4 protein-coding genes are annotated in these 12379 nt (G+C 75.1%); 1 reads left to right on the plus strand and 3 read right to left on the minus strand.

Annotation, left to right across the window (positions count from 1 at the left end; all coding sequences use genetic code 11):
* Positions 1–32 precede the first annotated feature (32 nt).
* Both AC5R91_RS24025 and AC5R91_RS24030 read right to left on the minus strand, forming a co-directional pair.
* Complete coding sequence (locus tag AC5R91_RS24025; RefSeq protein WP_495393574.1) at positions 33–3839, minus strand: multifunctional oxoglutarate decarboxylase/oxoglutarate dehydrogenase thiamine pyrophosphate-binding subunit/dihydrolipoyllysine-residue succinyltransferase subunit; 3807 nt, start codon at positions 3837–3839, stop codon at positions 33–35.
* 554 nt (positions 3840–4393) lie between these two features.
* Positions 4394–5362: a thiamine-phosphate kinase gene (locus tag AC5R91_RS24030; protein WP_495393575.1), complete on the minus strand. Its 969-nt coding sequence runs from the start codon at positions 5360–5362 to the stop codon at positions 4394–4396.
* 362 nt (positions 5363–5724) lie between these two features.
* Here AC5R91_RS24030 and AC5R91_RS24035 point away from each other — a divergent pair, with 362 nt between their 5' ends.
* Entirely contained in the window at positions 5725–7215 is a 1491-nt protein-coding gene (locus tag AC5R91_RS24035; protein WP_495393576.1) for an acetamidase/formamidase family protein, read from the plus strand.
* A gap of 17 nt (positions 7216–7232) precedes the next feature.
* Here AC5R91_RS24035 and AC5R91_RS24040 read toward each other — a convergent pair whose 3' ends face one another.
* A complete protein-coding gene (locus tag AC5R91_RS24040) occupies positions 7233–12365 on the minus strand; it encodes a PDDEXK-like endonuclease domain-containing protein (RefSeq protein WP_495393577.1) in 5133 nt (1710 codons plus the stop codon).
* Positions 12366–12379: the final 14 nt, after the last annotated feature.

Here is a 12379-nt window from a genome sequence, read left to right on the forward strand (position 1 = left end):
CTCGCCGATCTCGTCGATGCGTGGCCGGTCGCTCAGTCCTCGAACGCGGCCTCGACGAGGGCCTGCTGCTCGCGCTCGTGCACCCGCGACGAACCCGACGCCGGGGCCGCCGCCGCCCGCCGGGAGATCCGGCGCAGGCGGATCCCGCCGGGCAGGAACTCGCCGAGGTTGAGCGCCATGTGCGGGTAGGCGCCCTGGTTCGCCGGCTCCTCCTGCACCCAGACGACGTCGGTGAGGTTCGGGTAGCGCTCGAGCGCCTTCGCCAGCTCCGGCCCGGGCGTCGGGTAGAGCTGTTCGACCCGCAGCAGCGCGAACCGCTCGGCGTCGTCGTGCCTGCCCCGGGCGGCGGCCAGGTCGTAGTAGACCTTGCCGGCCGACAGCAGCACCCGGCGGACCGTCGACGGGTCGGTGACGAAGTCGTCGGGGATCACCGGCTGCCAGCTACCCTCGGTCAGCTCCGCCACCGTCGAGGTGGCAGCCTTCAGCCGGAGCATCGACTTGGGCGTGAAGACGACCAGCGGTCGCCGGACCGGCGAGAGGGTCTGCCGGCGCAGCAGGTGGAAGTAGCTGGCGGGGGAGGACGGCGCCGAGACCGTCATGTTGTTGTCCGCGCACAGCGACAGGAACCGCTCGATGCGGGCGGAGGAGTGGTCCGGCCCCTGGCCCTCGTAGCCGTGCGGGAGCAGCAGCGCCAGCGCCGAACGCTGGCCCCACTTCGCCTCGCCCGCGCTGATGAACTCGTCGATGATCGACTGGGCGCCGTTGGCGAAGTCGCCGAACTGGGCCTCCCAGAGCACCAGCATGTCCGGCCGGGCGACCGCGTAGCCGTACTCGAACCCCATCGCCGCGAACTCGCTGAGCAGCGAGTCGTAGACGTAGAAGGTGCCGACGCCGTCGTTGTTCTCGGTCCCGTCGACGCCGTACCGCAGTGTCCGCAGCGGAGTGTGATCCTCGGCGCTGTGCCGGTCGACCAGCACGGCGTGGCGCTGGCCGAAGGTGCCGCGGCGACTGTCCTGCCCGGTCAGGCGGACCGACCGGCCGTCGAGGATGAGCGTGCCGAACGCCAGGGTCTCGGCGAGCGCCCAGTCGATCGCGTCGGTCTCGATCATCTGGGTGCGCCGCTCGATCTGGGGGCGCAGCCGCGGGTGGACGGTGAAGCCGTCGGGCAGGTTGACCTGCGTCTCGACGACCTTCTTCACGGCCTCGGCGGAGACCGCGGTGCTGACCGCGGCGGCGGCGGCCGCCTCCTCCGGGGTGGTGACGATCCGCGGCTGCGGCGCGGTGCCCGACGGGGTGGTGTCCCGGGTCTGCGCGAACGCCTTCTCCAGCTCGGCGCGGTAGGACTTCATCGCCTGCTCGGCCTCGTCGCGGGTGATGTCCCCGCGGCCGATCAGCGCCTCGGTGTAGAGCTTGCGCACCGAGCGCTTGCTGGCGATGGTGTCGTACATCAGCGGCTGGGTGAACGACGGCTCGTCCATCTCGTTGTGGCCGCGCCGGCGGTAGCAGAGCAGGTCGATGACGACGTCCTTGTTGAACGCCTGGCGGTACTCGAAGGCCAGCGCCGCCACCCGCACGCACGCCTCCGGGTCGTCCCCGTTGACGTGGAAGATCGGGGCCTGCACCATCCGCGCGACGTCGGTGGCGTACACCGAGGACCGGCTCGACTCCGGCGAGGTGGTGAATCCGACCTGGTTGTTGATGACCAGGTGGATCGTGCCGCCGGTGCGGTAGCCGCGCAACTGGGAGAGGTTCAGGGTCTCGGCGACGACGCCCTGCCCGGCGAACGCGGCGTCGCCGTGGACGAGGATCGGCAGGACGGTGAAGCCGGCCGTGCCCTTGTCCAGGATGTCCTGCTTGGCCCGGACGACGCCCTCGGTGACCGGGTCGACGGCCTCCAGGTGCGACGGGTTCGCCACGACCGAGACGGGCACCTTGCGCCCCTCGCGGCCGGTGTACACGCCCTCCGCGCCCAGGTGGTACTTCACGTCGCCGGAGCCGTGCGCCGTCTGCGGGTCGAGGTGACCCTCGAACTCGGCGAAGATCTGCCGGTAGGACTTGCCGACGATGTTGGCGAGCACGTTCAGCCGGCCGCGGTGGGCCATGCCGATGACGACCTCGTCGATGCCGGCGTCGGCGGAGCGCTCCAGCACCTCGTCGAGCGTCGGGATCGTCGACTCGGCGCCCTCCAGCGAGAAGCGGCGCTGGCCGACGTACTTCGTCTGCAGGAAGGACTCGAACGCCTCCGCGGCGCCGAGGCGCTCCAGCACGTGCAGCTGCTCGGCCGGGTCCGGGCGCTCCGCGCTCCGTTCGACCCGGGCCTGGATCCAGGCGCGCTCGTCGGGCTCCTGGATGTGCATGTACTCGATGCCGACCCGGCGGCAGTACGAGTCGCGCAGGACGCCGAGCACGTCGCGCAGCGACATCGTGCGCTGGCTCGCGAACCCGCCGACGGCGAACTCCCGGTCGAGGTCCCACAGCGTCAGCCCGTGGCTGATGATGTCCAGGTCGGGGTGGCTGCGGATCGCGAACTCGAGCGGGTTGGTGTCGGCCATCAGGTGACCGCGCACCCGGTAGGCGTGGATCAGCTCCAGCACCCGGGCGTTGTGGTCGAGGTCGCCCTCGTGCACCACGGGCTTGTCCGCGACCCAGCGGATGGGCTCGTACGGCACCCGCAGCGACTGGAAGATCTCGTCGTAGAAGCCGTCCTCGCCCAGCAGGAGCTGGTGCATCCGGCGCAGGTACTCGCCGGACTGGGCGCCCTGGATGATGCGGTGGTCGTACGTGCTGGTCAGCGTGATCGTCTTGGAGATCGCGAGCCTGGCCAGCGTGTTGGCCGCGGCGCCGGAGAACTCGGCCGGATACTCCATCGCGCCGACGCCGATGATCGTTCCCTGGCCCTCCATCAGCCGGGGCACCGAGTGCACCGTGCCGATGCCGCCGGGATTGGTCAGGCTGATGGTGACGCCGGTGAAGTCGTCGGTGGTCAGCTTGTTCGCCCGAGCGCGGCGGACCAGGTCCTCGTAGGCCGCCCAGAACTGGTTGAAGTCCAGCGTGTCGGCCTTCTTCACCGCGGCGACGACGAGCTGGCGGCCCTTCGGGGTCACCAGGTCGATGGCCAGACCGAGGTTGACGTGCTCCGGCTGGACGAGCGCCGGCTTGCCGCCGACCTCGGCGTAGGAGGCGTTCATGGCGGGGTGGTTGGCCAGCGCCTTGACCATCGCGTAGCCGATGATGTGCGTGAACGACACCTTGCCGCCGCTGGAACGGGCCAGGTGCCGGTTGATGACGATGCGGTTGTCCGCGAGCAGCTTCGCCGGGAACGCCCGCACCGACGTGGCGGTCGGGACGTGCAGCGACGTCTCCATGTTGCTGACCACGCGGGCGGCCGCGCCGCGTAGCGGCGTGGTGGCCGAGCCCTCCGCGCCGGCGGGGGCGGGTGCCGGCTGCCTGGCGGCCACGACGGGCTTGGCGGCTGCCGGCTTCGCGGGCGCTGAGGGTGCGGGCGTGGCGGGCTTCGCGGGCGCCGCCGCGGCGGGCTTCGCGGGCGGGGCCGGAGTGGGCACGGACGCCGGGACCGCGGGCGGGGTAGGCTTCGCCTCAGGCGGCGCCGTGTGGGCGACCTCACCGTCGGGTGAGATCCCGCTTGGTGCCACCTCCGCGGCGGGCGCATCCGCACCGGGGCCGACCGGCGGCGCGGTGGGCCGGTAGTCGGAGAGGAACTCCTGCCACTCCGGCGACACGCTTTGTGGATCTTCGAGAAACTGCTGGTAGATCTCGAAGACCAGCCATTCATTAGGTCCGAAGTCAGGTCCTGACGCAGGAACCGTCGGTGCTGTCACGGGGCCATTCGCCTCTATCCACGGTCTCACTTCACGGCCTCCGAAAGGCCCTTCTGCCACCGTCTGCTCAGGCTACCCGCTCTGGACACCCAGGGCAGGGGCGGGCCTGCCCGGTCGGGTCACAGGCACGGTGCGTGCCGGGTCGATGCCGCCCTGCTGCGAACCTGGCCGGTGTTCGTGTGGTTGGCCGGCGGCGGAGGGTGACTCACCCCGGCGTTGGCGGTCCCCACCCGATGCGGGCCGTTCGTCCGGTTTCCCGCTTGGGGAACACCCGGGGCGGTCCATCCGTTAAGCTGAGTGTCGCCGGCCCGCATCATGGCCCCCGGACCCAATAAAAGTCGCTTCGAGCGACCTACGCCCGTGAGGCGACCTGGCGGGCCGGCGTCTACTTGGTTCGGATAATGCAGCACGCCCCGGCGGTTCGCCGGGGCGATTTCTGCTGTTCGGACCTGTTCACCTGCACTCGGTGGATCTCGGTGGATCTCGCGCCGCCCGGCGAGACCGCCCGCCGAGGTGCGGTGGCCGGCCGGACGGTTACGTCGCCGAGCCCCCGGTCACCTGAAGTGATTCCAACCCCCTCGGCCGGCGGTCGGCCGCCCGGCCAGGGTCACGCCGGTTCCAGGCAGCACCAGCCCGATCCGTGCACAGCCCTCGGGGATGGCCGCGGACGGGGGCAGGCAGGCGACGAGCGCGTGGTCCTCGCCGCCGGTGAGCACCCAGTCCAGCGGGTCCGCCCCCAGCTCGGCGGCGGCCGAACGCAGCGGCGCGCTGCCGGCCAGGGCGGTCAGGTCGGCCAGGTCGAGATCGATCCGCACCCCCGAGGCGGCGGCGATGTGGCCGAGGTCCTGGACCAGGCCGTCCGAGACGTCGCACATCGCGTGCGCGCCCGCCGCGGCGAGCGCCGGGCCGAGCGGGTAGGGCGGCCTGGGTCGCCGGTGCGCCGTGACCAGCCCCGCCCGGCCGGTGTCCGCGCCGTGGCCCAGGCCCGCGGTGAGCAGGGCCAGGCCCGCCTCGGCCCGGCCGACGGAGCCGGCGAGCACGACCACGTCGCCCGGCCGGGCCCCCGAGCGCAGCACCGGTGCCCGGCCCTCGAGATCGCCGAGAGCGGTCACCCCCAGCATGATGGAGTCGGCGGAGCTGATGTCGCCGCCGGCGACGCTGGCCCCGGCCCGGGCGCACTCGGCGGCGAGCCCGTCGGCCAGCGCCAGGGCCCAGTCGACGGTGAGGTCACCGGGCGCGGCGAAGCCGACGAACAGCCCGGTCGGTCGGGCGCCCATCGCCGCCACGTCCGCGAGGTTCTGCGCCGCGGCCTTGTGCCCGACGTCCACGCCCGACGACCAGTCCCGCCGGAAGTGGCGGCCCTCCAGCAGCAGGTCGGTGGTGACGACCACCCGGGCGTCCGGCGCGGCCAGCACCGCGGCGTCGTCGCCCGGGCCGACGAGGACGTCCCGGCCGCGGGCGAAACGGGCGGTGATCGCGCGGATCAGCTCGAACTCGCCGAGATCCCGCAGCGTCGCGGTCACGGTGCTCCGGCGCTGCGGAACGACCGGGCGCCGTGGAACGACCGGCCGCCGTGGAATGACGGGGCGCCGCGGAGGGTGGCACCGAAGCGCCGGTGCCGCCTGCCCGACCGCCTCCGCGCGCCCATGGACCCCCCGTTCACCGGCCCAGCACCCCCCTTCCGGCGGAATGACCGTGATCGCAACATCCGCGTCACCTTTTCGTCATATCCCACTGAAAATCTGACGCGCGTGCATGACCAGTCCTGTCGTTCCGCATGTCGCGTCCGGCCCACCGAGACCCCGGGGGCCGGTCGCCCGCGCGCCCAGGCGGCTCGTCACGGCGGGAGCCCGCCCAGCCGGCATCGGGCCTGGTAGGCCCGCCTGTGGCGCTGCAGCCAGGCCGGGGCAAGATCGAGGGAAAGCACTACCTGCCCTCCACCCCCGAGACCGTCACATGGGGCGAGCTGCCCAACGCACTGACCAGGCCCGTGCTCAGCGTCGACTCCGGTGCCGCGGTCACCTTCGACACGGTCAGCCCGGAGGGTATCCTCGGCGATCAGGGCCGTGACCCCGACGCGTTCCTCGCCGACCTCGGCGTGCCGCCTTCGGAGGTTCTCGCCGACGCCCGGGCCATCGCCGCCTCCGGCCTGCCGCACCGGTTCGGTGTGGACGCCCCGCACATCGTGACCGGGCCGGTGCTCGTCCGCGGCGCCCAGCCCGGTGACATGCTGCGCGTCGACGTCGTGTCGCTGCACCCGCGGGCCCGGTACGGGATCGTCTCGTCCCGCCACGGCGCCGGCCTGCTCGCCGGGGAGTTTCCGGAGGGCAGCCCGCCCGAGCCGGACGCCGACGCGCGGCACTGGCAGCGCTTTCGCACCGTCACCACCTTCTGCGCCGTCGAACGCCGCCGCGGTCGCCTCTTCGGCTCGCTGACCAGCACGAGCGGCGGACGAGCCCGCTTCCCGCTGGCCCCGTTCCTGGGCGTCATGGCGGTCGCCGTGGACAGTACCACCGAGGTCATTCCCTCCACCTCGGTCGGCCTGCACGGCGGCGCCCTGGACTGCCGCGATCTCGGCACCGGCGCCCGGCTCTACCTGCCCGTCCAGGTCGCCGGCGCGCTGTTCGCCGTCGGTGACCCCCATTATGCTGTCGGTGACGGGAAGATCGGTGCGACGGCCCTGGAGGGCCCGCTGCGCGCGACGCTGCGCCTGACGGCGCTGCGGGAGGCGGCCGCCCGCGCCGCCCTGGGGGCGCTGCGCGAGCCGTTCGTCGAGACCGACTCCGTGTGGGTCACCGTGGGCCTCGACGCAGACCTGACCGAGGCGATCCGCCGCGCGACCCGTTCGGCGGTGCTGTTCCTGCAGAGCCGGGTCGGGCTCGAACGCGCGGAGGCACTGGCCTACCTGTCGGCGGCGGCCGACATCGGGGTGTGCCGGATCGGTCCCGGGGCGCAGACCGCGTTCTGCCGCATCCACCGGGCGGACTTCACGGAGCCGACGGCGGCGAAGCCCCGGTTGCACCGGCCGCCGTTCGCCCGCATCGTCGGCGCCGCCGCCGGCGGGGAGGAGGCGGGCGGCGGAGAGGAGGCGGGCGGCGTGGCCGGCGTGGATGACGTGGATGACGTGGCCGGCGTGGCGGGCGTGGCCGGTGTGGCGGGCGTGGCCGGTGTGGCGGGCGTGGGCGGTGTGGCAGACGACAGCCCCGAGCCGGTCGGTGCGGCGGACGGGCCCGCGCAACCGGTAGGCGGCGAGCGGCCCGCCGCCGAGCCCGCCGGCGGGCCCGGGCCGCAGCAGGCAGGAACGCTCCGGTCCCCCCGGGCAGGGTCAACGCGTTCGGGGCCGGCCGACCGGAGGGGCCGCCCGGCGGGCCGATAAGCCGGCGGGCCGATAAGTCAGTCGGTCGAGGCGCCGGTACCCGGTGAGCGCCGTGCACCCGCCGGATCGCGTCGCACGGCTGGCGCCGGCGCGTCGTCGAGGCCCTCCAACTCCGAGAGCGCGATCGGGCGCCAACGGTGCAGCAGTTCGTCCGCGCCGGCGCGGACGGGCCCGCGGGCGACGGTCGGGCCGCCCGGCGTTCCCCGACCGTCGGTGCCGGCCCGCTCGGCCGGGACCGGGGCGATCCCGGCGGTGGCCAGCCGCGGCCACAGCGAGGCCAGCGCCGCCTCGGGGTCGAGCTCGAAGTCGGACTGGCGGACCCGCCAGAACCGCCACCCCGCCCGGCGCAGCTCCCGTTCACGGTCGAACTCGCGGGCGATCTCCGCCGGCCCGGGGCCGACGTCGCCGTCGCACTCGACCGCGAGCCGGGCCCGCCCGCCCGCCACGACCAGGTCGACCCGCCGGCCGTTGACCTCCACCTGGGGCGTGACGAGATAGCCGCGGCCCGCGAGATGGCGGAACACCCGCTGCTCGAACAGCGAACCGAAGGCCGGATGGGGGCGGTCCGTGGCGACCTCGGCGAGCGGCGGCGCCATGCCGGGCAGCGGCGCGGCCGGGCGCGCCGCCGACAGCACGTAGCTGAGGTAGCTGTGCCGCAGGTCCTGGTGGTCGAGGTCGGCCGGCGACACCGAGTGGAACAGCCAGACCTGGTCGCGCGCCCGGGAGGCCGCGACGTTGAACCGCCGCTGGTACTCCAGCCGGGTCAGCGGGACCGGTTGGTCGCCCGGCGCGACGACCAGCGACAGGAACACGACGTCGCGCTCATCGCCCTGGAAGTCGGCCGGCGTGCCCACCCGCAACCGGCGGCGCAGGTGCTCGGCGGCCGACATCCGCTCGGCGAGCTGGTCGCGGATCAGCGCGGCCTGCGCGGTGCCCTGGGTGACCACGACCCCGAAGCTGAGCCCGGCGTAACGAGGGTCCTCGGCGCAGGCCAGGACCTGCGCGACGAGCGCCTCGGCCTCGGCCGGGTTGCGCGGCCCCGCCGGGGTGGCCGTGGTTAACCCGTGCGGGACGAACCGCGCGACCAGCGGCGTCAGCCGGTCCGCGCCGAACTGGCGCAGCGGCAGCAGCGGCGCGTCCCGGTAGAACATCGCCGACGACCACTCGATGATCTCGGGCATGCAGCGGAAGTGCTCCCGCAACCGGATCACCTCGCCGAAGCGGGTCCGCAGCAGGCTGAACAGACTGGACCGCGGGGTGAGACCGACGCGCAGCCAGGCCGGCACGTCCGGCAGCAGGGCGTCGAGCCGGTCGAGGACCGGGTCGAGCTCCTGCGCCGGGTCCACCGGCGGGGTGCACTGGCGGTCGTCGCCGACGACGATCACGCGGGGCGCCAGCCACAGCAGGAACAGGCTGTCGAGTCCGGCCTGGCTGCCCTCGTCGACGATGACGACGTCGAAGCTGTCGCGGACCGCGGGGATGGTCGACAGCACCTCCCGGATCGGCATCACCCAGGCCGGAACCGCCGTCTGGGCGATCTCCATCGCCTCTCGGGCGGCCTGTCGGTAGCGCTCGGCGTGCCGACCGGCCAGCGTGCCGCCGGCGGCGACGGTGTCGGCGTAGGCGCGCAGCGCGGCTGACTGCTCGGCGCCCATCCGTTCCAGGCAGTGCTTCCACGCCTTCGCCCCGGCCAGCTCCGCGGTGGCCGCGGCGAGGACGTCCTCGGCCGCGTCGAGCTGGGCGTCCAGGTCGACGGGCGACACCGTGGTCGCACCGCCGGGAACGCTGCCGGGAACGCCGTCGCCGTGGGACCCGCCGCCGGGAGCGCCCGCGGAACCCGAGGAGCCGGCCGGGATGTCGGGACGGGCGGCTCGGGCCAGCCAGCTTGCCGCGACGGCCCAGGCCCAGGCGGCCGAGAACGACGCCAGCCGGGCCGGCCACGGATCACCGCCGCCGTCCTCGCGCCCTCGCTCGCCGCCAGGGCCGCGGTCGGATCCGTCGATCGTGGCGGCGGTCAGGAGATCCGCCAACACGGGATGGGCCGCCCGTAGCCGGCGGAGCAGCACGGCGCGCCGGGCGGCGGCCTGCCCCCGGGCCGCTGCGGCGTCGAGCCCGGCGCGGGCGGTGGCGTAGGCATCGGCGTCGCGAGTCCGGGCGGCGGCGGCCACGGCGCCGAGCTCGGCGGCCAGTGCGGTGGGGGCGTCCGGGTCGGCGGCGAGCCGGTCGTACTCGTCGGCGAGGTCGGCCAGCGCCCGGTCGGCCGCGGCCGCGGCCGCCATCGGTTCGATCGCGGCCATCGCCGCGGCCAGATCCCGCCCGTCCGCGGCGGAGTCGATCGTGACCGGCTGCCCGGGCGCCGCCTCGCGGGCGAGGGTCACGACCCGGTCCCGCGCGGCCACGACGGCGTCGATTCCCTCGACGGCCTGCTGCCCCTCGACCAGCCGGGACAGTCGGACCTCGAGCGGATCACCGGGCCGCGGCGGGCGGCCCACCAGGGTCCAGCCGCGACCGGCCGCCTCGACGGCGAGCTCCGCCCGCAAGCGGGTCAGGAGGATGTCGAGCAGTTCCGGGGTCGTCGGCGCGACCCCGTCGACGGTCACCTGGCGCAGCAGCGCGTCGGCCTCCCGCTGGACCTTCGGCTTGAAGCGACGCCGGAGCTCGGCGCCGCCGGCCAGATGCGCCCGCAGCGCCTCGGCGCGAGGGAGCAGCGCGGCGGGATCGAGCTCGGCGCCGCCGGGTTCGCCCTCATCGCCGGGTTCGGCGTCGCCGGGTTCGCCCTCGTCGCCGGCCGCGGCACGGGCCGGATCGGTGCGGGCGCCGCCGGCGGCAGGCAGCACCACGGCGTGCAGGCCGAGGTCGTCGACGTGGCGGGCCGCCTCCGCGACGAGCGGCGCGGCGGCGCTCACCTTGGCCCACAGCAGGCGGTCCCGCCCGGCGAGGGCATCGTCGAGGGCGGCGGGGATCCAGTCCCGGTCCGGTCCGCGGGCGCCGTGCGCGGTCAGGTCGTCGAGGGCGCGGACGAGCGCGGTCACCGCCGCCCGCAGCGGGCCGGTCGGCGACGGTCCGGGGCCGGCCGCGGCGATCTCGTCCAGGAGGCCGCAGGCGGCGGCGGTGACTCCGGCCCGGGCTGCCTCGGCCGCCTGCCGGGCCGCGCGGTCCGCGGTCACCAGCGCGGCGAAGCGCGCCGCGGCCAGGACCGGCGGTACCGCACCGATCGGGACGTCCGCCCGGTCCGCCGTCCGCCCGGCTTCCTCCGCTGCTGCCGCTGCCGCCGCGCCCGTGGAGGAGGCGCCCGTAGAAGAGGCGTTCGTGGAGGAGGCGTTCGGCGCGGCCGGGTCGTCGGCGGCGGCGCGCAGCAGGGCGTACAGCTCCACCGCCTCGGCGTCCGTCAGTGGCGCGGGCCGATCGTCGCCGGTCCGCGCGGGCGGCAGCGGCAGCGGCAACCAGCCGTGGGTCCCGCCACCGTCACGAACCCGGGCGGCGATGCTCGCCCGGGTCCCGCCCCATCCCGCGGCGCCGACCTCGCTTTCCGGATGCACGGCGCGCTCGGCGGCCCGCGCGTCACGGGCCCGCTCGGCGAGCTCGGCGCGGGCGCGCAGCGCCTCGGCCCGCCGCCGCGCGGCCTGTTCGATCCGGCGGTCGAGCGCCTCGGGATGGTGGACCGCCTTCTCCGCGGCCAGCGCGCTGACGCTCGCGGCGAGCTCGGGCGAGCCCACCCCACCCACCGCACCAACGTCCACCGCACCAACGTCCACCGCACCGACGTCCACCGCGGCGAGGCTCGTCCCGGCGGCGGGGCCGGACGCCTCCTCGACGTCGGTGAGCGACACGCACAGCCGCTGCAGCTCGGGCGGCAGCTTCTCCCGCAGCACCCGCAGGGCCTGCGCCTTCTGGCTGGTGACGAGGACTCGTTGACCCTCGGCGAGCAGCGCGGAGATCAGGTTCGCGATCGTGTGGGTCTTGCCGGTGCCGGGCGGACCCTCGACGACGACGCCGTTGTCGTGGCGCAGTCGTTCGAGTACCCGGGCCTGCTCGGGGCTGGCCGGCAGCGGCAGCAGCGGGTCGGCGCCGAGCTCGGCGCCGCTCGTCGCGCCCTCGGCGTCGAGCCAGGCGAGCCGCTCGTCGGCGTCCAGGGTCGCGACGAGCTGGACTAGGCCCAGCGGCGGCGGCCCGTCGCCGCGCAACGCCGCCAGCATCCGCTCGTAGTAGGTCAGCAGCGAGGCCTGGTCACGCACGCGCAGCACGAGCGCGGGGGCGAAGGTCACACGGGGGCGGGTCGCGCCGTGCGGTGGTGCTGGCGGCGTGTCCTGCGGCTCGAAGCCGTCCACCGGCACGTCCAGGGCCAGGGTCAACCAGTCCCGCAGCAGCCGCGGGTCGTCCGCGCCGAGCGGGACCGGCGGCCGGTTCTGCAGGCGTTCGTGCAGGTGGTTGGTCCGTTCCCGGCGGAAACCGGGAAGGCCGTCGAGCAGCGGGCCGTCGCCCAGCCGGGTGGCCCCACCCGCCGGCACCCGCACCCGGATGTCCGAGCTGACCGGGTCGATCTCGCAGCTCACCCGGGTGGACAGCAGATGCTCGCGGATGAGCGGGCCGCCGGGTGGCGTCCAGGTGAGCAGGCCGGTGGCCAGCACCAGCTCCAGCGCGTCGCCCTCCTGAGCCACCCGGGCGGCGACGGCGTGCAGCGTGTTGTGCAGGGCGCGGCGCTCGGCGTCGGCGTGGGCGCGCGTCGCCCAGATCCGCCAGCCGGGCAGCCAGTCGCGGTAGGCGGCCTCCAGCCGGTCGTCATCCGGGCTTGCCGGGTCGGGACCGGCCGCAGCGTCCGCGCCCGCGCTCGGCCACACCGGGGGACGGTCGGGGTCGGCCAGGGCCGCGTCGGGCAGGCGGATCCGACCGGCGAGGATCGGCGGGAGCGGCGGGGGCGGGGGCAGCGCGGCGGCGGCGGGGGCGGTCAGCAGGACCTCGCCGGCGCCGGCGTGCTCCGACAGGGCGACGCCGGTCGGGATGTCGGCGAGCCAGACGGTGAGCGGATGCTCCTCGACGGTCCGCACCCGCTCGGAGCGGGCCACGGCGATCTCGTGCAGGAAGCGCACCAGCCGGTGGCAGCGGTCGGCGAGCGCCGCCCGCTGCTCGGCGTCGGCGTGGCGCGCCGTCACCGGATCACCCGCCG

The sequence above is a fragment of the Frankia sp. BMG5.60 genome, assembly GCF_059428125.1.